Annotated in this window: 24 protein-coding genes; 13 read left to right on the top strand and 11 right to left on the bottom strand. The window is 70.2% G+C overall.

Annotated elements, in window-relative coordinates; translation table 11 throughout:
* Positions 1–58: 58 nt before the first annotated feature.
* The 4 genes from J3P44_RS17090 to J3P44_RS17075 are packed head-to-tail and all read right to left on the bottom strand — an operon-like array spanning position 59 to position 4029.
* Positions 59–529 carry a MaoC family dehydratase gene (locus tag J3P44_RS17090; RefSeq protein ID WP_255891667.1) on the bottom strand — a complete coding sequence of 157 codons (471 nt, stop codon included), beginning with the start codon at positions 527–529 and terminating at the stop codon, positions 59–61.
* Entirely contained in the window at positions 522–1745 is a 1224-nt protein-coding gene (locus J3P44_RS17085) for an acyl-CoA dehydrogenase family protein (protein WP_255891666.1), read from the bottom strand. The genes J3P44_RS17090 and J3P44_RS17085 overlap by 8 nt, the downstream gene beginning before the upstream one ends.
* Positions 1746–1759: 14 nt before the next feature.
* Positions 1760–2821 (bottom strand): phosphotransferase family protein, encoded by a 1062-nt coding sequence (locus J3P44_RS17080; RefSeq protein ID WP_255891665.1) that lies wholly within the window; start codon positions 2819–2821, stop codon positions 1760–1762.
* Positions 2822–2832: 11 nt separating this feature from the next.
* Positions 2833–4029 carry an acyl-CoA dehydrogenase family protein gene (locus tag J3P44_RS17075; protein ID WP_255891664.1) on the bottom strand — a complete coding sequence of 399 codons (1197 nt, stop codon included), beginning with the start codon at positions 4027–4029 and terminating at the stop codon, positions 2833–2835.
* A gap of 125 nt (positions 4030–4154) precedes the next feature.
* On the opposite strand from J3P44_RS17075, the gene J3P44_RS17070 reads away from it, so the two are divergent.
* Entirely contained in the window at positions 4155–4514 is a 360-nt protein-coding gene (locus J3P44_RS17070) for a nuclear transport factor 2 family protein (RefSeq protein ID WP_255891663.1), read from the top strand.
* Complete coding sequence (locus J3P44_RS17065; protein WP_255891662.1) at positions 4511–4885, top strand: hypothetical protein; 375 nt, start codon at positions 4511–4513, stop codon at positions 4883–4885. The genes J3P44_RS17070 and J3P44_RS17065 overlap by 4 nt, the downstream gene beginning before the upstream one ends.
* Here the strand turns inward: J3P44_RS17065 and J3P44_RS17060 are convergent.
* On the bottom strand, positions 4876–5481 hold the full coding sequence (locus tag J3P44_RS17060) for a TetR/AcrR family transcriptional regulator (protein WP_255891661.1): 606 nt from the start codon (positions 5479–5481) through the stop codon (positions 4876–4878). The genes J3P44_RS17065 and J3P44_RS17060 overlap by 10 nt on opposite strands.
* Before the next feature lie 80 nt (positions 5482–5561).
* On the opposite strand from J3P44_RS17060, the gene J3P44_RS17055 reads away from it, so the two are divergent.
* A complete protein-coding gene (locus J3P44_RS17055; protein ID WP_255891660.1) occupies positions 5562–6074 on the top strand; it encodes a cupin domain-containing protein in 513 nt (170 codons plus the stop codon).
* Between the two features lie 95 nt (positions 6075–6169).
* A complete protein-coding gene (locus J3P44_RS17050) occupies positions 6170–6562 on the top strand; it encodes a hypothetical protein (protein WP_255891659.1) in 393 nt (130 codons plus the stop codon).
* 4 nt (positions 6563–6566) lie between these two features.
* On the opposite strand, the gene J3P44_RS17045 is transcribed toward J3P44_RS17050, so the two are convergent.
* Together J3P44_RS17045 and J3P44_RS25600 are read right to left on the bottom strand one after the other, a co-directional pair.
* Positions 6567–7331 (bottom strand): SDR family NAD(P)-dependent oxidoreductase, encoded by a 765-nt coding sequence (locus J3P44_RS17045; RefSeq protein ID WP_255891658.1) that lies wholly within the window; start codon positions 7329–7331, stop codon positions 6567–6569.
* A 19-nt stretch (positions 7332–7350) separates the two neighbouring features.
* Positions 7351–8376 carry an NADP-dependent oxidoreductase gene (locus J3P44_RS25600; protein ID WP_255891657.1) on the bottom strand — a complete coding sequence of 342 codons (1026 nt, stop codon included), beginning with the start codon at positions 8374–8376 and terminating at the stop codon, positions 7351–7353.
* Between the two features lie 168 nt (positions 8377–8544).
* Between J3P44_RS25600 and J3P44_RS17035 the strand changes: the two genes are divergently transcribed.
* Complete coding sequence (locus J3P44_RS17035) at positions 8545–9165, top strand: TetR/AcrR family transcriptional regulator (protein WP_255891656.1); 621 nt, start codon at positions 8545–8547, stop codon at positions 9163–9165.
* 23 nt (positions 9166–9188) lie between these two features.
* On the opposite strand, the gene J3P44_RS17030 is transcribed toward J3P44_RS17035, so the two are convergent.
* The 4 genes from J3P44_RS17030 to J3P44_RS17015 are packed head-to-tail and all read right to left on the bottom strand — an operon-like array spanning position 9189 to position 14278.
* A complete protein-coding gene (locus tag J3P44_RS17030; RefSeq protein WP_255891655.1) occupies positions 9189–10253 on the bottom strand; it encodes an NAD(P)-dependent alcohol dehydrogenase in 1065 nt (354 codons plus the stop codon).
* The gene (locus J3P44_RS17025) at positions 10250–10717 is read right to left on the bottom strand and encodes a nuclear transport factor 2 family protein (protein WP_255891654.1); all 468 of its coding nucleotides are present in this window, start codon (positions 10715–10717) and stop codon (positions 10250–10252) included. The genes J3P44_RS17030 and J3P44_RS17025 overlap by 4 nt, the downstream gene beginning before the upstream one ends.
* A 43-nt stretch (positions 10718–10760) precedes the next feature.
* Positions 10761–12704: an oxidoreductase gene (locus tag J3P44_RS17020; protein ID WP_255891653.1), complete on the bottom strand. Its 1944-nt coding sequence runs from the start codon at positions 12702–12704 to the stop codon at positions 10761–10763.
* A 17-nt stretch (positions 12705–12721) separates the two neighbouring features.
* Complete coding sequence (locus J3P44_RS17015) at positions 12722–14278, bottom strand: aldehyde dehydrogenase (protein ID WP_255891652.1); 1557 nt, start codon at positions 14276–14278, stop codon at positions 12722–12724.
* Positions 14279–14505: 227 nt separating this feature from the next.
* Between J3P44_RS17015 and J3P44_RS17010 the strand changes: the two genes are divergently transcribed.
* From J3P44_RS17010 to J3P44_RS16975, 8 genes are all read left to right on the top strand, one after another.
* Positions 14506–16068 (top strand): sugar ABC transporter ATP-binding protein, encoded by a 1563-nt coding sequence (locus J3P44_RS17010; RefSeq protein ID WP_255891651.1) that lies wholly within the window; start codon positions 14506–14508, stop codon positions 16066–16068.
* Positions 16065–17168 carry an ABC transporter permease gene (locus tag J3P44_RS17005; protein ID WP_255891650.1) on the top strand — a complete coding sequence of 368 codons (1104 nt, stop codon included), beginning with the start codon at positions 16065–16067 and terminating at the stop codon, positions 17166–17168. Before J3P44_RS17010 ends, J3P44_RS17005 begins: the two co-directional genes overlap by 4 nt.
* Positions 17169–17241: 73 nt before the next feature.
* The gene (locus tag J3P44_RS17000) at positions 17242–18381 is read left to right on the top strand and encodes a sugar ABC transporter substrate-binding protein (protein WP_255891649.1); all 1140 of its coding nucleotides are present in this window, start codon (positions 17242–17244) and stop codon (positions 18379–18381) included.
* Between the two features lie 100 nt (positions 18382–18481).
* Complete coding sequence (locus J3P44_RS16995) at positions 18482–19177, top strand: alpha/beta fold hydrolase (protein WP_255891648.1); 696 nt, start codon at positions 18482–18484, stop codon at positions 19175–19177.
* Positions 19178–19294: 117 nt separating this feature from the next.
* The gene (locus J3P44_RS16990; RefSeq protein WP_255891647.1) at positions 19295–20392 is read left to right on the top strand and encodes a sugar ABC transporter substrate-binding protein; all 1098 of its coding nucleotides are present in this window, start codon (positions 19295–19297) and stop codon (positions 20390–20392) included.
* Between the two features lie 263 nt (positions 20393–20655).
* Complete coding sequence (locus J3P44_RS16985) at positions 20656–21909, top strand: cytochrome P450 (RefSeq protein ID WP_255891646.1); 1254 nt, start codon at positions 20656–20658, stop codon at positions 21907–21909.
* Positions 21906–22106, top strand: a complete 201-nt coding sequence (locus J3P44_RS16980) for a ferredoxin (RefSeq protein ID WP_255891645.1) — start codon at positions 21906–21908, stop codon at positions 22104–22106. The genes J3P44_RS16985 and J3P44_RS16980 overlap by 4 nt, the downstream gene beginning before the upstream one ends.
* On the top strand, positions 22057–23528 hold a 1472-nt coding region (locus tag J3P44_RS16975; protein ID WP_372496626.1), incomplete at its 3' end, for a 2-oxoacid:acceptor oxidoreductase subunit alpha. The genes J3P44_RS16980 and J3P44_RS16975, both read left to right, overlap by 50 nt.

Genomic DNA, 23528 nt, shown 5'->3' with positions numbered 1-23528 from the left:
GTCCGCGCCACTGTCCGGGGGTCCGAGCCGAGTGCTCGGGCCCCCGGGTCAGGGTGAGTCAGCCGACGAACAGGATGACGACGTCCGCCACGCAGACCGGACGGTCGACGAGGTCGCAGCCGATCGACACCCTCAGGGTCAGCCGGACGGACCCGTCCTGCGGTTCCACGTCGACGACCTCCGCCGACGCCTGCAGGCTCGAGCCCACAGGGACCGCGGCCGGGAAGCGCACCTTGCCCAGGCCGTAGTTGACCGCCATCGAGATGCCAGTCACCTCCAGCAGCTGGCCTAGGAAGAACGGCACCAGCGACAGCGTCATGTAGCCGTGGGCGATGGTGGTGCCGAACGGTCCCGCGCTCGCCCGCTGCTCGTCGACGTGGATCCACTGGTGGTCGTGGGTGACGTCGGCGAAGGCGTCGATCTGCGGCTGCGTGACCATCGACCACGGCGTCGGCCCGAAGCGGGCTCCGAGCGAGTCGACGAGGTCGGCGTAGGCGATGGTGCGGGACGGCGCGATGACCTCAGGCATGGACGGTCCTCTTCTCCTCGGTGACGGCCGGTGCCGCGCCCTCGCGCAGCCGGCGCTTGGCGATGGCCCAGCGGTGTGTCTCCGACGAGCCGTCGTAGATGCGGAACGGCCGCACCTCCCGGTAGTAGCGCGAGAGCAGGATGTCCCCCGAGACGCCCAGCGCGCCGCAGATCTGCAGCGAGCGGTCGACGACCCGACCGACGGCCTCGGCGACGAACGTCTTCGCGATCGAGCTGGACTGGGCGGCGCTGCGACCGTCGTCGAGCTCGGTGCACGCCTGCCAGATCAGCAGCCGTGACGCCGCGATGTCGATCTCGGAGTCCGCGATCATCGCCTGCACCATGCCGAGGTCACCCAGCCGGGAGCCGAACAGCTCGCGCTCCCTCGCCCGCGCGACCGCGATCTCCTGCGACCGGCGGGCGATCCCGAGCCAGCGCATGCAGTGGGTCAGGCGCGCCGGCGCCAGCCGGACCTGCGCGTAGGCGAAGCCCTCGTCCACCGCGCCCAGGACCGAGGCCTCGGACACGAAGACGTCGTCGAGCTCGATCTCGCAGTGGCCGCCGAAGAAGCCCTGGTCGAGGGTGTCGATGTGCCGGACGATCCTCATGCCGGGCGTGTCCGCGTCGATCAGGAACATGGTCGCGCCACCCCGGTCGCCGGGACGCCCCGAGGTGCGGGCCATGCAGATCGTGTACGCCGCCCCGTCGGCCCCGGTGATGAACCACTTGCGGCCGTTGACCAGCCAGCCTCCGGACGTGGGGGTGGCCGTCGTCGCCAGCGCGGCCGGGTCCGAGCCGGCGCCGGGTGCGGGCTCGGTCATGGAGAAGCTGGACCGGACGCTCCCAGCGGCGAGCGGCCGGAGGTAGCGCTCCTTCTGCTCCTCCGTGGCGACCGCCTCGAGGAGGTGCATGTTCCCCTCGTCCGGAGCGGCGATGTTGAGAGCGAGTGGGCCGAGCAGCGACCGACCGGCCTCCTCGAACACGACGGCACGACCGCGCATGTCGAGTCCCTGTCCGCCGTACTCCTTCGCCACGTGCGGTGCGAAGACGCCGGCCTCGCGGGCGGCCTCCTGGAGGCGCACCCGCAGCGCCTCGCCGCCGTCCGTCGCGACACCGCCGAGCCGAAGCTCCTCCGGCGCGACGACGGCGTCGACGAACGCGGCGGTCCGGGCCGCCAGCTCGGTGACGGCAGGGTCATGGGTCAGGTCGATCGTCATGTTGTTCCTTGTGATCAGAGGGTCTCGGCGAGCGCGAGGGCCCGTGCGGCGATGTGACCGACCTGCTCGCCCCGCGCGGTCATCCGGTCGTCCGCGCTCTCGCCGCGCAGGTGCCGGACGTAGAGCTGCTGCAGGATCACTGCTGTCTTCCAGCAGCCGAACGCCTCGTACCAGGCGACATCGCGTCGCGTCAGGTCCAGGCCCGTCCTTGCGGCGTAACGCTGGACGACCTCGTCCCGCCGCGGCAGACCGACGTGCTCCACACCGGGTACGCCCTCAGCCGGAGTGGTCCCGTCGGGCCAATAGTTCAGCAACGTGCCGAGGTCGGTGAGCGGGTCGCCGAGCGTCGCCATGTCCCAGTCGAAGACCGACGTGACCACTCCCGGATCACCGGCGGCGAACTGGCAGTTGTCGACCTTGAAGTCGTTGTGCACCAGGGCCGGCGGACCGGACTCCGGGAGGTGGCGGACGAGCAGCTCCCCCACCCGGTCGAGGGTCCCCCGCCCGTCGAGCGCGACCGCCTCCCACCGTCGCTGCCAGCCACCGACCTGTCGCTCGAGGTAGCCGTCGGGTCGACCGAGCTCGCCCAGCCCGCAGGCGTGGTGGTCGACCAGGTGCAGGTCGGCGAGCGCGTCGACCACGGCGAACCCGATCCGACGGCCGACATCCGGTCCGACGTCGAGCTGGGTGGGCACCCGGTCCCAGACCACGACGCCCGTGCGGTACTCGGACACCAGGAAGTGGGCGCCGATGACCGACTCGTCCGCGCAGTAGTGCAGTCCCAGGGGCGCTCGCGGGTATGCCCCGTGCAGCCGCGACAGCACCGTGTGCTCGCGCCGCATGTCGTGCGCCCCGGCCGCGATGGTGCCGAACGGGGGTCGCCGGACGACCAGTGCCTCGTCGCCGAAGCGAACCAGGTAGGTCAGGTTCGCCGAGCCGTTGGGGAACTGCAGCACCGAGAACTCGCCGCGCACCTCGGGGAGGTGGGCGCGCAGGTAGTCCTCGAGCGCGGGCCAGTCCAGCTCCTCCCCCGGTCGCACGGCGGCCACGTCAGGCCGTGGGGCGACATCTCTCATCACGTCGCGCATCAGACGCCGAGCAGCTCTGCGACAAGCGCGCGGTGCGCGTGGGCCGGGCCGAAGACCGCCTCGTCACCGAGGGCGCGGCGGAGGTAGTAGTGGGCAGGATGCTCCCAGGTGAAGCCGATCCCGCCATGCAGCTGGACCGTCTCGTGCGCGACCCGGATCACCGCTTCTGTCGCGACGGCAGCGGCGACAGCAGCAGGCAGCTCGGCGGATCCGGGATCCTGGACGAAGACCGCAGCGGCGTAGCGGGCTGCCGACCGCGCGCGCTCCAGGTCGACGAGCACGTCGGCGAGCCGGTGCTTGATCACCTGGAAGGAGGCCAGGGGACGCCCGAACTGCTCGCGCTGCCCGAGATAGGTGCGGGTCAGGTCGAGCATCGCCTCGATCATGCCGACATGCTCGGCGGCCAGCACGATGCGGCGTACGACGTCCAGGTCGGCGAGCACAGCCCCTGCGTGCTCCGGTCCGGCGATCAGGTGTGCCGGGGCCGCGACCAGCTCGACCGCGGCCTGTCGACGGGTGTGGTCGAGCACCTCCAGCGGCCGGCGCTCGGCCTCACGCACGTGGCGGAGGTCGACGAGGTGGAGCGCCTCTCCCCCGGCGCTGTCGGCGACGACCACCATCAGGTCGGCCGTCGCGCCGAGCAGGGCCCGACCGACCCGTCCGGAGACCGTCAGCGCTCCGTCGGTCCCGGTGGCGGCGAGCGACGCGTCGGCGCCCGGTCCGGTCGCGAGCGCGGCGACCAGGTGTCCCGCGGTCAGGCCGTCCACGAGCTCGCCGGGGATGCTGCCGAGCGGTGCGGCCAGGACGGCACGGACACCGAGCACGGCGGAGACCAGCAGCGGCTCAGGCAGCAGGGCCCGACCGGCCTCCTCCAGCACGACCGCCACCATCCCGAGGCCGACACCGAGTCCGCCTCGGTCCTCCGGCACGGCCATGGCTCCCACGCTCATCTCGTCGTTGAGGAGCTTCCACAGCTCGGCGGAGTAGCCCAGCGGACCGTCTGCTGCTCGGCGTACCTGCTCGTGGTCGGCGTGGGCGCCGAGGATGTCGCGGACCACCTTGCGGAGGTCCTCGTGCTCGGCCACGGGGGCGAGGACGGACGCATCGGCCTCGGGCCAGGGTTGGTGCCAGGCCGGGGACGGTGCCGACGCACCGTCGCCCGGCCTGGGATCGGGGGCGAGTGCCGGATGGTCCATGGTCCCTCGCGAGGTTGAGTGCCGGTAGAAGCAAACTGACTTGAATTCAATTTAGGGCGCTGCGCACCCGGTTGGCAACCCCCACGGTCTCGACAAGGCCCCCAAGTTGAACTAACTTCAGTTTCATGTCCGAGACCACCCTCGCCCGCTACTACCGGGCCGTCGACGAGGACCGCCTCGACGACGCCCTCGCCATGCTCGACCCCGACGTGCGCTTCACGATCGTGCTGCCCGCCGGGGCCAGGCGCGGCCTCGGACGCACGGAGATGGGCGGCTACCTCGGGGCCCGCGGCGTGTCCAACCGGGCCCACGTGGTCCTGCGGCAGTCACGCGACGCCGATGTCGAGTTCGTCTACGGGAAGGTCACCGAGGGGCCCACCACGACCGGACGGTTCCTCTCCGGCGTACGGCTCGGCGCGGACGGGCTGATCGCCAGCTATCAGGTCACCTTCGACACCGACCACGTCCTGGTGGAGGACCGATGACGGCGACGCCCTTCCTCGAGCGGTGGTTCGAGATCATGGACTCCGACGAGCCCGAGCGGGTGCTCGACCTGATCACGGACGACTTCGTGATGTCGGTGCAGTTCTCCAGGGGCGCGGGCGAGTCCGCCGAGTTCGTGGGTGACCGTGCCGGCCTCGAGGCCTACCTCGAGCAGCGGGAGAAGAGCGTGCTCGTCCACCACGTCACCGAAGGTGCTCGGGTCGGCGACGTCGAGCTGGTGCTCGGCCGCACCACCCGCGATGGTGACTTCGAGGCGTCGTTCAACGCCTCCGCCATGCTCGACGGCGCCGGCGACAGGTGTCGCCGGCTGCTCATCGGGCGCACGCCGCAGATCGAGTTCCCTCAGCGCTGAGCGGCGCGTTCGACCATCCCCACCACCAGCTCGACCGCTGAGCGGTCGGACAAGCCGTGTGCGCCGCAGAGCGACTGCCACGTCGTGAAGCTCGTGGCGTGCGCGACGGCAGCCCGGACCAGCTTGCGGCGGTGGCCGGGCAGGGGCCTCAGGAGCGCGTGCAGCCACTCCTGCTCGCGTGAGCGCCGGCCGGCCACGACGACGGCCGGCACCGCCTCCACATCGCGATGGATGAGTGTCATCATCTGCGCGCCGCGGCGGTAGAAGCCGTAGATGTCCATCAGGCCCGTGCGCAGTCGCTCGGCCGGGTCGTCGATGAGCCCCCAGGCACTCGGGTCGGGAAGCTGCTGCCGCGACAGCCACTCCCGTGAGCAGGCGAGGAAGAGCGCCTCCTCGTCGGCGAAGTGTCGATAGACGGTGGCGCGCGTGACACCAGCGCAGTCGGCAACCGCGGAAACCGTCGTCCGGGCAGGCCCGAGGGAGCCATGGAGGTGCTCCGCCGCGTCGACGATCCGTCCGCGCGTGCGCTGCTCGTCCTCCGCGCGCTTGGCCTTCTGGTAGGCCCGCTTCGGCACCGGACCCTGCTGCTCGCTCAACGCATTGACACCCTCTCGCTCCGGGACGACCATTTGGAGATACAACACTGTATTGCCAAATCTTCCGAAGGGTGAACACCATGAGCAGTGCCAGGGCACCTGAGCTGACCGTCGTACGACCAGGGGAAGGCGAGGAACGGACCCTCGGAACCATCGGCGTGGTCTTCAAGCTCTTCGGTGAGCAGACGAACGGACAGGTGTCCGTCGTGGAGCATCCGTTCCCGGTCGGCGCGTGCGTCCCGCCGCACATGCACACGCGTGAGGACGAGTACTCGATCGTCACCGACGGAGAGATCGGCTTCCGGTCGGGCGACCGGGAGGTCGTCCTCGGCGCCGGCGGCTACATCACCAAGCCGCGGGGCGAGACGCACACCATGTGGAACGCCGGTTCCAGCCCGGCACGGATGATCGAGATCATCAGCCCGGCCGGCTTCGAGCACTTCTTCTGGGGCGTGACGGAGCTGGCCTCGGCCGGCCCGCCGGACCCCGAGAGCCTCGCCGCGCTCGCCGCCGATCACGGGCTGGTCTTCGGCAACGCTCCGTGGCTGGACGACGTCGTCGCCCGCTACGGCCTCAGGAGGCCGCCCGGCTGAGCGTGACTGCGCGGGTCCGTTAACTGTTGACAATCGACAGGACTCGCCGTAGCGTGGAAGCCCCAGCCCGGGAATCGAGTGGCAGGAGCGGACCAATGAGCGGACCCACCACGATGCAGCGTCCATCCCCTCCCCTGCCTGCCGCCCCGGAGCCGGTGCGCGAGTGGCTGGCCGTCGACATCGGCGACGGCGAGACCCTGTCGGCAGCCGACCTGCTGCGGATGCTCGACGGGATGCGCCACGAGCTGGCCTGCCGCCTCGTCGGCAGCGCCGGGGCCTTCATCGGCTACGACCGCCTGACCGTTCCCCAGGGCACGGTCCAAGGCCCGGGTCGGGTGATCCTGGAGGCTCGGCTGACGGGCTGGTCCGAGCGGCTCCACGACGTCGACTACCTCGCCGTGTCCGTCCCCACGGGAGCGGAGCGACCGGCGGCGACAGACCCCCTGCTCGTACGCGGCAGCGGGCGCACCCTCCACCTCGCGTGCTGACGGCTCAGCGCGCGGTGTAGCCGCCATCGGCATAGACCTCGGAGCCGGTCATGAAGGTCGAGTCGTCGCTCACCAGGAAGGCGACGACTGCCGCGATCTCGTCGCCTCGCCCCAGGCGGCCTACGGGCGTGTTGGCGAGCATCGCCTCGTGCCGCGGGGTGCCCTCGTAGCGCTCCAGCAGCTGGGCGGTCCCGATGAAGCCGGGGTGCAGCGAGTTGACCCGCACGCCGCTGGTGGCCCAGTGCAGGGCGGCGTTCTTGGTGAGCGTGCGGACCGCACCCTTCGCCGCGTGGTACGCCGCACTGTTGCCGAGGCCGCCGACGGTCCCCAGGATCGAGGACAGGTTGACGATCGAGCCACCGCCCGACAAGGCGATGATCGGACCGAGGTGCTTCATCCCGAGCCAGACGCCGGTGGAGTCGACGGACATCACCGCGTTCCAGTGCTCGAGGGTCTCCTCCTCGACGGTCGCGAGGCTGCCGATCCCGGCATTGTTGACGAGGCCGTCGAGCCGGCCGTACTCACGCTGGATCAGCGCGGCCAACTCCAGCCACCCGGTCTCGTCGGCGACGTCGAGACGCGCCACGACGTGCCGACCGGTCCCCGGTAGGTCGTCTGCCAGCGCCTGGCACGCCTGCTCGTCGAGATCGGTGAGCACCAGGTGTGCGCCCTCTTCGGCGAGACGCTCGGCCGTCGCCAGGCCGAGGCCCCCGGTCGCCCCGCTGAGGAACACGACCTTGTCCTTGAGGCGTCGCTCCATCGTCGTCATGTCGATCCTGTCTGTCGGGTCAGCCGATGCTGACGAGGGTCTTGCCGATGGTGCGCCCGGCGATCATCTCGGCCAGTGCGTGAGGGGCGGACTCGAGGCCCGTGAACACCGTCTCGCGGTGCACGAGCTCGCCGGTGGCGAGCCAGCCCGCGATCAGTTGCCGCATCTCAGGCATCAGGTGCAGGTTGCTGCTTCCGCGGAAGCCGCGCAAGGTCAGGTCCTTGGAGACCGCGAGGAACAGGTTGCGCGGACCCTTCGGCTCCGACTCGTAGTCCGAGATCGAGCCGCACATCGCGACCCGGCCGTTGCGGCCGAGGTGATCCAGGGCCGCCTCGAGATGGTCCCCCCCGACCGAGTCGAAGCAGACATCGACGCCGTGGGGCGCCAGTGCGCCGAGCCGGTCGTCGAGGCCGTCGCGGTAGTTGAACGCCTCGACGCCGAGAGATTCCTGCAGCCAGGCCACCTTGTCGTCGGATCCGGCGCTTGCGATCACCCGGTTCCCGCTGAGCCTGGCGATCTGCACCGCGAGGCTGCCGACCGCCCCCGCTGCGGCGGAGACCCAGACGGTCTCTCCTCCTCGCAGCGCGTCGACCACGTGCAGGCCGGCGTACGCCGTGAGCCCCATACCTCCCAGCGGGCCGAGGAACCACGACGCCTCGGCCCCCTCGAGCTCGACACGGGTGAGGGTGCCGATGCCGCCGAGCTGGACCTCGGCGGGGTCGACGACGGCGTACTCCCGCCAGCCCTTGGCGTGCGTGACGGTGTCGCCCACCGCGAAGCCCTCGGCGCAGGACTCGACCACCTCGCCGACTGCCATCACCCCGTCCATCGGCTCCCCCAGCGGGAAGGCGACGAAGTAGCCGGCGGGAGCATCTGGTCGCAGTCGCAGGCGCAGTCCGGGGTCGACGGACGTCCACGTGTTGCGGACGAGCACCTCTCCGGGCGCAGGGCCGGGGACCTCTACCTCGACCACCTCGAAGTCGCCGGTCGTGACCGGGCCCGCGGGGTAGCCCCGGACCCGGACCTCGCGTCCGACGCGGGTCACGAGTCTCGCTGCCCGGGCGGCCGAGGTTGTGGAGGACGCGGATGAGGAGCCATACTTGAAGTGATATCAGTTCACGTCCTCCCCGGCAACAGCTCGGGAGACATCGACAGAGCCGATCCAGGAACGTGTGGCGCTACCCTGAGCGACCACGTCTCGGGAAGGGGAGCCATGGAGACATCGACAGTCCCGCGCACCGAGAGCGCGCGTTCCAAGCGCTCGGCGATCGTTGCTGCCGCCGTCGACCGCTTCGGCAGCGACGGCTACGAGCACACCAAGTGGGCGGCGATCGCCGACGACGTCGGCATCGGGCAGACGGCGCTCTACCACTACTTCGAGTCCAAGGCCCACTGCCTGCTGACCATCATGCGCCTCGAGCTCACCCAGTCGCTGGCTCGGTTCCAGGAGGTGACGGGGTCCATCGAGGATCCGGCGGAGGCGCTCGCCCAGGCGGTCCGCTCTGCCTACGAGGCCAGCGCGCGGGACGCCCTCCAGCGCCGGATCCTGCAGAACCACCTCGACCTGCTCAGCACCGAGCGACCTTCGGAGAAGGAGGAGCAGGAGCGACTGCGCTCCCGGGCGCTGGTGCGTGACATCGAGAAGGCATGGACCGACCTGATCCGGCGCGGAGTCGAGAGCGGCGCCTTCGCCGACCGGGACGTCGAGCTGTCCGCACGGATGGCCCTCGCGCTCGTCGTCGGCGTGTGGCGCTGGTATCGCCCGGGCGGTCCGCACTCGCTCGAGGAGATCGGTGTGCTGACCTCTGACGCGGTGCTTCGCGTCGTCACGTAGACCCGAGCCGGCCCCACCAGTCGTCAGGGAACCACGACGAGCCGCCCGGTCACCCCACCGTCGTGCAGCCGCGCGTAAGCATCGGGCACCTCGCCGAACGACACCACCTCGATGACCGGCTCGAGCAGGCCCTGCTCGGCGAGCTCGACGACGGCGACGAGATCCTGCCGAGAGCCCCAGAACGGGGCGCTGACCTGCCAGCCCAGGGGCAGGTCCAGTCCCTTGCCCACCGCCATGCTGCCGCGAGCACCACCGACGACGACCAGTCGACCTCCGGGAACCAGGGCAGCGGCACCGACTCGCATGGTCTCGTCCGAGCCGACGAAGTCCAGGACGACGTCTGCTCCTGGAAGCCCAGCGGCGGCCGCCAGCCGCATCGCCTCGTCCACCGACGTCGCCGCATGGTGGGCGCCCAGCCTCTCGGCCAGGGCGCACGCCTCGGGTCGGGGGTCGGAGGCGACCACGCGCGCCGAGGTGGTGGCCCGCAGGATCTGGACCGCCAGGTGGCCGAGGCCGCCGACACCGATCACCAGGGCCGCGCACTCACCGACCAGGGCGTCGCGGTGCTGCTGGATCGCGTGATAGGCGGTGAGGCCGGCATCGGCGAGCGGCGCCAGCATGGTCGGCGGTACTCCGGTCGCGGTGACGAAGTGGCGAGCGTCGGGCAGCAGGACGTACTCCGCCAGTCCCCCGTCGCGGCCGAGCCCACAGCCCACCCGCCCGGCGAGTGCGATGCAGTAGTTGTCCTGCCCGCGGCGACAGTTGTGGCACTCGCCGCACGACCAGACGCCGTGCACCACGCCGTCCCGCCCGAGGAGTGAGGAGCTCGCCCCGTCTCCGAGGGCGACGACACGGCCGGCCACCTCGTGTCCGAGGGTCAGCGGGAGGTCGTAGGGCAGCACTCCCTCGTCGCAGGACATCACGAAGAGATCGGAGTGGCACAGGCCCACGGCCTTCACCTCGACCAACACCTCCGGGCCCCGCGGCACCGGCACTGCTACGTCGACCAGGTCCACCGGTCGACCCCAGCCGGAGAGTCGGTAGGCCGACATCGTCCCGGTGCGGGGACGCACGGCTGCCTCGATCATGGCCAGTTCGGCACCTGCGGGCCACGGCCACCGACCGCCTCGAGGTAGCCCGCGGTGTCCGCGCGGCGCTCCCCCCACATGATCTCGAAGACGAGCCGGGAGATCTTCCACGTGCCTTCGTGCCGGATCAGCTCGTCGTGGTAGCGGCCGACGAGCACACAGACGTCGTCGTCGCCCTCGAACTTCTGGTACGACGTGTGGTAGACGAGGGCGGTCGCGGAGTCGCCCTGCACGTCGACGTGGTAGACGCTCAGCAGGTGGTGCTGCCAGACGCAGTTCTTGGTCGCCTCCCGGATCCAGCCGATCACGGTGTCGGCGCCTCGTGCGGGCTCGGCGTTGCCGTACTGCGCCCACAGCTCCGGGTGCAGGACGTCCTCCAGCGCGTCCGGGTTGCCCGAGTCGATGCTCGACGCATAGCGGTAGATGGTGTCCTCGATGAGGATCCGGTCCTCGACACTGGTCATGGCTCTTCCTTCTCTGTGGTCTCTTGGGGGTTCTCGGGGGGCATCAGACGGTCGCTCCGAGCCGGTAGCCCTCGGCGATGGCATGGCTGATCCGGCGCGGCGTCACGCAGTCACCGATCGCCGTCGTGGTGGCGCCGGGCGCGATGGCGCGCACCAGCACGTCGTCGACGGTCCGAGGCTGGTGCCAGACCAGGAGGTCGGCCGCGACGGGGACGTCCGCCCCGCCGAAGAGCGGCTGCAGGACGACCGCACCGGCGGCGTCGTCAGGGACGAGCAGCCGGTGTGCGACGTGCAGCGCGACGCCCGCGTCCCCGAGGCGCTGCAGGAGCGGGCCGACGCTCTCCGCCGGCACGCGCGGAGCGAGTGCGGTCAGGCCGGTGGCGAAGGAGACCTGCCAGCCCCGTTGGGCGAGCGCCTCGGCGGCACTGTAGGCCGGCCAGAAGCCGTCGCCCTCGTCGTACACGACGGCGTGACCGGGCTCGCGCTGTCCGACCGGTCCGGTCAGGACGTCGTCGACCGAGACCGCTCCCCGCGAGGCGAGCGCGTGGGGCAGGACCCCGGCGCTGGAGCCCGTGGCGATGACGACGTGGTCGGCGATGCCGGCGATCTCCTCGAGGTCCTCGACCGAGATGGTGGCGCCGAGGTTGACGTCGACCTTGAGCCGCCTGGTCTCCCGGTCGAGGTAGTCGACGATGTCGATCAGGGTCGCGCGGTGCGGTGAGGCGGCTGCGACGCGTACGGCTCCGCCGAGCACCGTCTCGCGCTCGAAGAGCGTCACGCGATGCCCACGCTCGGCGGCCACCCGGGCCGCCTCCAGACCACCCGGGCCGCCGCCGATGACGTAGATCTCCTTGGGCCGGTCGACCTGGACCCCCGCGCCGGGCAGCCGGCCACGGCCCACCTCGGCGTTGACGGCGCAGTGCAGGTGGGGGTCGAAGGCCCGGCAGTCCTGGTTGATGCCGAGGCAGCCGCGGATCTCGTCGAGACGCCCGGACTGCGACTTCGTCGGCAGGTCGGGGTCGGCGATCAGCGCCCGGGCCATGCCGACCAGGTCGGCGTGCCCCGCCTTGATGACGTGCTCGGCAGTGCCGACGTCGCGGATCCGCTGGCCGACGATGGTGGGCAGGCCGGTGGCCGCACGGACGCGGGACGCCGAGGGGACAGCCACTGCGTCGGGGCCGGTGGAGTCCTTGACGTACTTTCCCCGGGTCCCGTGGGTGATGCTGAAGTAGTCGACCGTGCCGAGGGCGGCCAGGTCCTCCGCGATCCGCACGCAGTCCTCGATGCCCATGCCACCGGGCACCTCCTCCTCGCCGCTGAGCCGGACGCCGAGGGCGAACCCCGCCGGCGCCACCTCGCGCATCGCCTCGATCACCAGGTGCAGGAACCGCATCCGGTTCTCGAAGGAGCCTCCGAAGGAGTCGGTGCGACGGTTGGTCAGCGGGGACATGAACTGAGCCGGCAGGTAGCCGTGCGCCGCATGGATCTCCACCCCGTCGAGCCCGGCCTCGACCAGGTGCGTGGTCGACACCCGCCAGCCCTCGACGATGTCGTCGATCTCGCGGTGCGTGAGGACGTGCGGCGGATAGGCGTCGCGGACGGTCTTGATCGCCGACGGGGCCACCGGAGCGTGGTCGGACTCGCCGCCGATGAACTCGCGTCCGAGGTGGCACAGCTGCCCGACCAACCTCGCGCCGTGGCGGTGGACGACGTCGGCCTTCGCCGCCATCGCCGGTACGACCGCGTCGAGGTAGGCCTCGACCAGCTTGCCGGACCTCAGCGCGGACGTCGGGTGCACGACCATCGCACCAGCGACGACCAGCCCGACACCCCCGGCCGCGAGCCTCTCGAAGTGCTCGACGTCGCCGTGCGTGGGGATGCCGTGCTCGACCAGGCTCGTCCCGGCGGGCAGGGCCACCAGTCGGTTCCGGACGTCGAAGCCGCCGATGCGCAACGGTGAGAAGACGTGCGGGAACTGGTCATCCATCGCCTGCTCCGGCGGACTCAGTGCGTGCCCGGGCCGGTGCCGCGGGGCACGCCGGCCGTCACGGACTCGGGGAGGGCCCGGCTGGGGTCGACCGAGATCGTCTTGTAGTGCAGGAACTCCTGGTAGGCCGTCGGCCCGTGCTCGCGCCCGATGCCGGACTTCTTGTAGCCGCCGAACGGCGAGCCGAGGTCCGCGGCGAAGGTGTTCACCGAGAACGTGCCGGCTCGCACCTTGCGGGCGACCTCGAACCCGTGGACGTCGTCGGCCGTGAACACGGCGCCCGACAGGCCCAGCTCGCTGTCGTTGGCGATCCGGATCGCGTCGTCCTCGCCGTGATGGGCGATGAGGCAGGTCATCGGGCCGAAGATCTCCTCGCGAGACACCCGCATGGAGTTGTCGGCGTCCGTGACCAGGGTCGGCTCGAAGTACCAGCCACGGCCGAGGCCCGCCGGTCGACGGCCGCCGGTGGCGATCGTGGCGCCCTCCTTGCGGGCGAGCTCGACGTACTCCTCCACGCGGTCGCGCTGACGCTCGGTGACCAACGGGCTGATGACCGTGTCGGCCTCCATCGGGTCACCGATCTTCAGGGACCTGAACCCTTCGACGAGCGCCTCGGCGTAGTCGTCGTACTGCGCTGCGGGGACGACGAGGCGGGTGAGCGCGACGCAGCTCTGTCCTGCGTTGGTGCCGACACTCGCGCCGATGAGCACCGGCAGCGCGTCCTCGAGCTTGGCGTCGTCGAGGACGATCGCCGCGGACTTGCCACCGAGCTCGAGCACGCAGGGACGGATGAGCTCGCCACACGCGGCGGCGATCCTGGCGCCGGTCTGCACCGACCCGGTGAAGCTGACCATGTCCACGCCCGGGTGACGGACGAGGTACTCCGCCTCCGGCGCCCGCGCGGCGACGATGTTGATGACACCGGGCGGCAGACCGATCTCGGCGCAGATGTCTCCGTAGATGAAGGTCGCCAGCGGGTTGGGCTCGGTCACCTTGACCACCGCGGTGCACCCGGCGATGAGGGCGGGCGCCACCTTCTGCGGCACCGCCGGGAACGCGAAGTTGTAGGCCGGGAACGCGGCCACCACGCCGACCGGCTCCTGGGTCACGAGGCTGGCGCCGGCCATCGGGATGATGCTGCCGCCCTCGGAGCTCGCCGCCAGCGGACCGAGGTCACTGAGGCGCACCTGGTCGGTGACCAGCCCGCGGCCGATCTCGGCGTTGTAGTTGAGGCTCATCACCGGCGAAACGACCTGGTAGACCTGGGAGAGGAACAGCGTGCAGCCGAGCTCCTCGGTGATGAGCTCGGCGAGCTCCTCCTGACGCTTGGCGATCGCGTCCGCCATGCGGGTGAGGTAGTCGGCTCGCTCGGCCGGCGTCAGCCGGGGCCACTCCCCTTCGTCGAAGGCCCGGCGAGCGGCTCCGACGGCGGCGTCGATGTCCGCCCTGGACGCCGCGGGCACGTGCCCGATGACCTGCTCCGAGCGCGGGGAGACGATCTCGAAGCGGTCGTCGGTCTGGGCCTGGCGCCAGCCTCCGTCGATGAAGAACGCCTGGTGATCGATCGTTGACATGGGATGCCTCCACTCGGTGACGGACTCGTGGTGCCGGTGCACGTGACGGGCTCGAATTGAACCCAGTTCGATTCAATTTAGAGCATGGTGACGAGGACCACAAGAGCCGGAACCAGCGGAGAAATTTGTGCCGCCATGTGGTTGCGGTCACACCCTCGACGTGCCATGGTTCCAACCGAAGTGAATTCAACTCACCTCGTCTGACGGTGGGAAAGGCGGCGAATCCCATGCGCGTTCCGCAGGTCGATCTGCGCTCCGGTACGGCCCCCGATGCCGCACCGCCCCCCCGGCACGGACCCGTGCTGGACGTCCAGCACCTCTCCAAGACGTTCCCCGGAACCCGGGCCCTCGACGACGTGTCGCTCGAGATCGCACCGGGCGAGGTCCACGCCCTCATGGGGCAGAACGGCTCGGGCAAGTCGACGCTCATCAAGCTGCTCGCGGGCTACCACTCGGCGGACCCGGGCGCCCACGCCGAGATGGACGGGGTCCCCTTCGAGGTGGGCAGGTCGGTGCCCGACGGCTTGCGCTTCGTCCACCAGGACCTCGGCCTCATCCTCGAGCTCAGCGCCCAGGACAACCTGGCCCTGCACGGCGGCTTCGCCCGCGGCCGCGGCGGTCGGGTGCTCTGGCGCCAGCAGGAGGCCGAGACCCGCAGGGTGCTCGCCGCCTTCGACGTCGACCTCGACATCCACCGTCCCCTCGCTGCCGCGACCCCGGTGCAGCGGACGGTCGTGGCGATCGCCGCTGCGTTGCAGGGCTGGGACGGCGGTGGCGTCCTCGTGCTCGACGAGCCCACCGCCGTGCTCCCCCACGAGGAGGTCGAGCGACTCTTCGAGGTCGTCGCCGAGGTGCGCCGACGGGGCACGAGCGTGCTCTACGTGTCGCACCGGATGGACGAGATCTTCTCGCTCGCCGACAGGGTCACCGTCCTGCGTGGCGGGCGGCGCGTCGGCACGTACGACGTCGGGAGCCTCGACTCGCGGAGCCTCGCCAGCCGGATGGTCGGCGACGACATCGATCCGGACTTCCGGGCCACCGTGGTGGAGCAGGTCGACCAACCCGTCACGATCGAGGCGCGCGGGATCCACGGCAAGTGGCTGCGCGGCGTCGACCTCGAGGCCCGAGCCGGCGAGATCCTCGGCATCGCCGGACTCGCCGGTGCCGGCGCTCTCGAGCTGCCCTACGTGCTGGCCGGCAAGGCCGGTGAGCTCGCGCGGGGAGAGATCCGCCTCCCGACCGTCTCCCCCGACTGGTACGACGTCCAGCGCGCCGCCGACCTCGACATCCCGATCGTCCCGGCCGACCGGCAGACGGAGGCGGTCGTCGCCGAGTTCACGGTCGGCGAGAACATCTCGCTGTCGGCCCTTCGGCGCCTCGGCAGCCGAGGTCGACTCTCGGCCAAGGACGAGGCCACCCTCGTCCGGTCGTGGAGCCGGCGTCTCGGGGTGGTCAGCACCGGTCCGTCGGCCCCGATCTCGACGCTCAGCGGCGGCAACCAGCAGAAGGTCATCCTCGCGCGCTGCCTGGCGGTGAGCCCCCGCGTGCTCGTGCTGTGCGAGCCGACCGCCGGCGTCGACATCGGCACCCGTGTGTCCATCTACCAGATCATCGCCGACCTGGCCGCCGACGGACTGACGGTCGTCGTCGCCTCCTCCGACGAGGGCGACCTGCTCGCCCTGTGCACGCGGATCCTCGTGCTCCGGGGCGGCGTCGTGGCCGAGGAGCTGGAAGCCGAGGGGCTGACGAAGAACGTGCTGATCAGAGCCATCGAAGGAGCGGAGCAATGAGCGTGAAGACAGAGGACGAGGTCGTGACGCCGGCCGTGCCGCGCGAGTCGCGGCGAACCACCACGAGTGCCGCTTCGCGCTGGGCGACCCTCCTGGCGTTCGACAAGGTCGGAGCCGTCTACGTGTGGCTCGCGATCATCGTGGTCTTCTCGATCTGGGTGCCCGAGACGTTCCCCAACCTGATGACCGCCAAGCAGATCCTGAACTCCAACGCCATCACCGGGCTGGCCGCCCTCTCGGTCACCATCCCGCTCGCGGCCAGGGTGTTCGACCTGTCGTTCGCCCTCAACATGACGCTCTGCGGTGTCGCGGTCGCCCACTTCGTCGTCGACGGCGTGCCGCTGGTCCTCGCGGTCCTCCTGGGCGTGCTCATCGGTCTCGTCGTCGGCCTCATCAATGCAACGGTCGTGGTGGCCATGAAGATCGACTCGTTCATCGCCACCCTCGCCACCGGCTCGCTGATCCAGGCGCTGATCACGATGGTCACCAACGACACGCCGATCAGCGACGCGAAGCTGGCAGGCGGGTTCGCCACGATCGGACAGACCACCGTCGGCGGTATCACGCTGCCCGTCTTCTACTTCGCGGTCGTGGCCGTCGGCATCTGGTACCTCCTCGAGCACACCGCGACCGGACGACGTCTGTACGCCGTCGGCTTCAATCCCGACGCGGCGCGGCTGGCCGGCGTCAAGGTCGCCCGGTTGCAGTTCCTGGCTCTGGTGACATCCGGAGTGCTGGCAGGATCCGCCGGCATCGTGCTGGCCTCGATCCTGGGCGGCGGTTCGCCCACTGCGGGCACGCCCTACCTTCTCCCGGGCTTCGCGGCGGTCTTCCTGGGCGCCACCCAGCTCAAGAACGGCAGGTTCAACGCCGGCGGCACCCTGATCGCGGTGCTGCTCCTCGGGACCGGCACGACCGGGCTGGGCCTGGCCAACGCGCCTCAGTGGTCCGGAGCCCTGTTCGTGGGCATCGTGCTGATCGCGGCGTTGATGGTCACCGGCCTGCAGCGGCGTACGACCCTCGCCGCGCGCCCCGCAGCTCTCGATGAGCCCTCCCACGGCGACGACGCCACCGCCCCCAGCAAGGACGTCTCAGCATGACCGCTCGCGCACATCTGTTGCGAGGGAACTTCAGCGTCTCGGCACCCAGCAGTCCACAACGAAAGTAGGAATCATGACCGCACTCCGTCCTCGCCTCGGCAGGCGTTCGAGCTGGGCAGGCACGGCCGTCTCGGTCGTCGCCCTTCTGCTCGCCGCTTCCGCGTGTGGCTCCGAAAGCAACGCGTCCTCGGACGCGCCCGTCGACAACGCCGGCCTCGAGGCTGCCGAGGCGACGGTCGCCAAGGCCGCGGTGCGGCCGACGAAGATCACCGTCACGACGCCGATCGACAAGCCGATCCCCACCGGCAAGAAGATCACCTTCGTCAGCTGCGGCGTCGAGGCCTGCGCGATCCAGGGCCCGATCCTGGCTGAGGCCGCAGGCATCCTCGGCTGGACCGTCGACCAGGTGGCGACCGACGGCTCGCCCGAGAAGGTGCAGGGCGCCATCGACGCAGCGATCCGCAACGGCTCCGACGCTGTCATCCTCAACGCGGCCGACCGGGACGCCTACGCCAAGCAGATCGCCGATGCCGCAGCTGCCGGCGTGCAGTTCGTGACCTGCTGCTCGCTCGCGACCACGGGCGACGGGCTCCTCTTCAACACCGCGACCTCCGAGCAGAACGCTCCGATCGGTGACTACCTCGCAGCCGAGGTCGTCAGCGACAGCGGCGGCAAGGCCGACGCGCTCTACGTGAACATCTCGGCGTTCCAGATCCTGGCGAAGGTCGGCGAGACGTTCGAGGCAGGGATGAAGGAGTACTGCCCTTCGTGCACCGTCGACTCCCTCGACATCCCCCTGACCTCGCTCGGCAAGGACGCCCCCGACCGGATCGTCTCGTACCTCCGCAGCCACCCGGACGTCAACTACATCGCCCTGTCCGTCAGTGACGCACTCGGCGCCGGTCTGCCCGCCGCTCTGAAGGCCGCCGGGCTCGCGGACAAGGTCACCATCGTCGGCCAGGGCGGCGGCTCGCAGAACTTCGCCGACATGGAAGCCGGCGACATCGAGGCGCTGGTCCCGACCGACCTCTACGCCTACGACTACCTGATGATCGACGCCCTGGCGCGGCACTGGGCGGGAGTCCCGGTCGGCGAGGCCGGACCGCAGTTCTGGCTGGTCAAGAAGGACACGGCTCCCGACGACACGTCGAAGCCGTTCCCGCTCGTGCTCGACACGGAAGCGCAGTTCAAGGCTCTCTGGGGCAAGTCCTGACCACGTGACGGTGGGTCCGGCACCGAGCTCGTCGGTGCCGGACCCAGCGATCGTCTCGATCCATCAGCTCACCCATCCGCCCGACACACAAGAGGCACGCATGTCCTTCGTACTCGTCCACGGCGCCGGCATGAGTGCCGAGTGCTGGCAGCGGCTCGTCCCACTCCTCGACGGCGACACCATCGCCGTCGACCTACCGGGGCGCGCAGCACGGTCAGACATCGATCTCAGGTCGGTGACCCTCACCGACTGCGAGGACGCGATCGTCCGGGACGTCCTGGATGCCGACCTCTCCGACATCGTCCTGGTGGCCCACTCCTTCGCCGGCGTCTCCGTCCCCCGCGCCATGGCGGCGCTGGCGCCGCGCCTGCGCCACGTCGTGTTCCTCTCTGCCGTGGTTCCTCAGGACGGCACCCGGGTGCTCGACCAGATCGACTCCGAGGTCCGGTCGGCAGTCGAGTCCTCGATCGGCGACGGCATCTACCACCAGGACCGAGCGGGCGCTGAGGCCATGCTGTGCAACGACCTCTCCGAACCCGACACCGCCTGGACCCTGGACCAGGTCGTCGACGAGTCAGCCGCCTTGTTGTCGGAGGTCGTCGACCTCTCGGGCTTGACGGTGGACGTGCCCCGCACCTACGTGCGGCTGACCCAGGACCACTGCTACCCGCCCGACCTGCAGGAACGCTCGTCCCGGATCGTCGGTGGCGACACCGTGTTCCTGGAGTCCGGCCACATGGCCATGGTGTCGATCCCCGACCAGGTGGCGGCCGTGCTGAACCAGCTCCACCGCTGATCGGGCCTTGCGTCTCGTCGCGATGAACACCCCCAACGTCTCGGGACCGGCAGTTCCACACAGAAAGTGAGAATCATGTCCGCACAATGCCCACGCACGGGTCGGCGTGGCAAGTGGATGGCAACGGCCGTCCCGGTAGTCGCCCTCCTGCTCGCCGTCTCCGCCTGTGGCTCCACCAGCGAGGCAACCTCGTCGTCGTCAGTAGACACCGCCGGCTTGGAGGAAGCCAAGGAGACGGTCGCCGAGGCGGCTGTCCGGCCCACCTCGATCCCCATCGACACGCCGATCGACAAGCCGATCCCCACGGGCAAGAAGATCACCTTCGTCAGCTGCGGCGTCGAGGCCTGCGCCATCCAGGGACCGATCCTGGCTGAGGGCGCAGCCACGCTCGGCTGGACCGTCGAACAGGTCGCAACTGACGGCTCGCCCGAGAAGGTCCAGGGCGCCATCGACGCGGCGATCCGCAACGGCTCGGACGCCGTCATCCTCAATGCCGCGGACGCCGACGCCTATGCCAAGCAGATCGCCGATGCCAAGAAGGCCGGTGTGCAGTTCGTGACGTGCTGCTCGCTGGCCGCTGCGGGCGACGGGCTGCTCTACAACACCGCGACGGCCGGGCAGAACGGCCCGATCGGCGACTACCTCGCCGCCGAGGTCGTCAGCGACAGCGGCGGCAAGGCGCACGCGCTGTACGTGAACATCTCCGCGTTCGAGATCCTGGAGCAGGTCGGCGAGACCTTCGAGGAGGCGATGGGCGAGTACTGCTCCTCGTGCAGCGTCGACAGCATCGACATCCCGCTGACCTCGCTGGGCAAGGACGCTCCCGACCGGATCGTCTCCTACCTGCGCAGCCACCCGCAGGTGAACTACGTGGCCCTGTCCGTGACTGACGCACTGGGAGCCGGTCTGCCGGCCGCACTCAACGCCGCCGGGCTCGGCGACAAGGTCACCGTCGTCGGCCAGGGCGGCGGGTCGCAGAACTTCGCCGACATGGAGGCCGGGGCCATCGCGGCGCTCGTCCCGGCCGACCTCTATTCCTACGACTACCTGATGCTCGATGCGCTGGCGCGGCACTGGGCTGGCGTCCCGCTCATCGACGCCGGCCCTCCGTACTGGTTGGTCAAGAAGGACACGGCGCCGGACGACACGTCAGCGGCGTTCCCGGTCGTCGAGGACTACGAAGCCCAGTGGAAGAAGCTCTGGGGCAAGGCCTGAGCCGTCACCGAGGTGTGTCCGGCACCGCTCGGCGGTGCCGGACCACCACCCACCCCCCTTCCCGGGAGACGGATGACCCGTGCACGCGACGGCATGGATCGGCTGGCCGACGGGACCGTCCGGCGACGGACCGAGGCGTGAGCCTTCGGCCTCGACTCGTCGTCCAAGCCGCACAATCGGGCCTTGCGGCCCCGTGTGAGCCACGTTACAGTTCAAACTGAACCGAACTCAGTTTTAGTCCCTGCGAAAGAAGCGAGAGTGCGATGACCGTGACCGAACCGGCAGCGGGTGACCAGCCCCAGATCGCCGACCGAGTGCCTGGCGGATGTCCGGTCATCCACCTGGACGCCTCCCCTCCACTGGAGGTCGGCAGCCACTGGCAGAAGGCCAACGAGCTGCGTGAGGAGAGCCCCACGTTCTTCAACACCCACGCGCAGGGCTACTGGGTCTTCACGCGCTACGACGAGGTGCGCGAGATGTACCAGCACCCCGAGATCTTCTCGAGCGAGTCGATCACGCCGTGGGACCCGGAGCCGGCCTACCGGTTCGTCCCGACCCAGATCGACCCGCCGGACCACGCCAAGTACCGCCAGCTGATCAGCCGCTGGTTCGCCCCCAACGCGGTCGGCCGGGTGGCCCCCCAGGCCCACGAGATCGGCCAGCGCCTGGTGGCCGACCTCGCCGCTCGGGGTGAGTGCGACTTCGTCACCGACTTCGCGATGCGGCTGCCCACCGAGATCTTCCTGACGATCATCGGCGTGCCCGGCTCCGACGCCGACCTCTTCGTCCCCTGGGTGGAGGACTTCTTCGCCGGCTTCGGCGGTGACCTCGAGCAGCAGCAGGCGATGGGTGCGGCGCTCGGCGGGATCCGGCAGTACTGGATCGACGTGCTGGAGGCTCGTCGAGGCGAGGCGCAGCCGCGTGAGAACGACTTCGTCTCGCTGCTGATGCACAGCAGCGTGGACGACACGCCGCTCGGCGACGACCTGATCCTCGACATCCTCACGGTGCTCGTCCTGGCGGGGCTGGACACGACCCGTGGGCAGCTCGGCTACCTCTTCCGTCACCTGGCGGACAACCCGGACGACCGACGCAGGCTGATCGCCGAGCCCGCCCTCATCCCGTCCGCGGTCGAGGAGTCCCTGCGCCTCTACACGATCATCTTCGGCGACGGCCGCAAGGTGGCCCAGGACACCGAGTTCCACGGCTGCCCGCTGCGCAAGGGCGACATGGTCTACGGGCTCGTGTCCGGCGCCAACCGGGACCCTCGGGTCTACGACCAGCCGGACGAGTTCATCGTGGACCGCAAGTCCAACAACCACCTCGGCTTCGCAGGTGGTCCCCACCGCTGTCTCGGCGCGCACCTGGCCCGCATGGTCATGCAGGTCGCCGTCGAGGAGTGGTTGCGGGTCATCCCGGACTTCGAGGTGGCAGCAGACGAGCCGTTGATGGAGCGCGGAGGCGGAGCGATGCTGACTCTGCTGTCGCTGCCGCTGACGTGGGAGGTGACGGCATGAAGCTGAGCGTCGGCGCTGACCTCTGCCGGGGGCACGGGCGCTGCTACACCCTCGCCCCTGACCTGCTCGAGGACGACGACGAGGGCTACGTGACCGTCCGAGGCCAGGAGATCGCCGTGCCGGCCGACCAGGTCGATCTCGCGCGCAATGCTGCCGGCTCCTGCCCGGAGCGGGCCATCGCCCTCCTCGAGGCCTGAGGCGGTGACTCCATCCGTGAAGCAGGTCAAGCAGCTGGATCGCGTGATCATCCGGTTCGCCGGGGACTCTGGTGATGGGATGCAGCTGACCGGTGACCGGTTCACCCAGGAGACGGCCGCGTTCGGCAACGACTTGGTGACGCTGCCGAACTTCCCGGCCGAGATCCGTGCTCCGCAGGGCACGTTGCCGGGGGTGTCGTCGTTCCAGGTGCACTTCGCCGACCACGACATCCTCACCGCGGGTGATGCCCCGGACGTGCTGGTCGCGATGAACCCGGCGGCGCTGCGGGCCAACCTGGGGGACCTGCCCAAGGGCGCGACGATCATCGTCGACACCCACGACTTCACCGCCCGCAACCTCACCAAGGCCGGCTACACCGCGAACCCGCTCGATGGGGACGTGCTGGGCGAGTACGCGGTGCATCCGGTGGACCTGACCGGGATGACGGTGGCGGCGGTCAAGGAGTTCGGGCTGTCCCGCAAGGACGCCTCGCGGGCCAAGAACATGTTCGCGCTCGGGTTGTTGTCGTGGATGTACGGCCGTCCGACCGAGACCACCGATGCGTTCTTGACCAAGCGGTTCGCGAAGGTCCCCGACATCCGCGACGCGAACCTCGCGGCGTTCAAGGCGGGCTGGAACTTCGGGGAGACCACCGAGACGTTCATCGTGCGCTACGAGGTCAAGCCCGCCCCGATGCCGGCGGGCACCTACCGCAACATCACCGGCAACCTGGCCCTGTCCTACGGCCTCATCGCCGGCGGCGTGCAGTCCGGGCTCCAGGTGTTCTTGGGCTCCTACCCGATCACCCCGGCCTCCGACATCCTCCACGAGCTGTCCAAGCACAAGGGGTTCGGGGTCACCACGTTCCAGGCCGAGGACGAGATCGCCGGCGTCGGGGCCGCCATCGGTGCCGCGTTCGTCGGCCAGCTCGGCGTCACCACCACCTCGGGTCCGGGGGTGTCGCTGAAGTCCGAGGCCATCGGCCTGGCCGTGATGACCGAGCTGCCGCTCATCGTCGTCGACGTCCAACGCGGCGGCCCCTCGACCGGCCTGCCGACCAAGACCGAGCAGGCCGACCTGCTCCAGGCGATGTTCGGACGCAACGGCGAAGCACCCCTGCCGATCATCGCCCCCCAATCCCCCGGCGACTGCTTCGACGCCGCCGTGGAAGCGGTCCGGATCGCGATCACCTACCGCACCCCCGTCATCATCCTCTCCGACGGCTACCTCGCCAACGGCTCCGAACCCTGGCGCATCCCCTCCCTCGACGAGCTCCCCACCATCGACCCCGACTTCGCCACCCAGACCAACCACGGCGAAGGGGAGGATGCCGAGTTCTGGCCCTACCTGCGTGACGACGCCACCCTGGCCCGCCCGTGGGCGATCCCCGGCACCCCCGGCCTCGAGCACCGCATCGGCGG

The sequence above is a fragment of the Nocardioides astragali genome (assembly GCF_024436375.1).
In the GTDB taxonomy this organism is placed as follows: Bacteria; Actinomycetota; Actinomycetes; order Propionibacteriales; family Nocardioidaceae; genus Nocardioides; species Nocardioides astragali.
The sequence above is the reverse complement of the archived record's forward strand: the minus strand, read 5'-3'. Positions and strand labels throughout refer to the sequence as shown.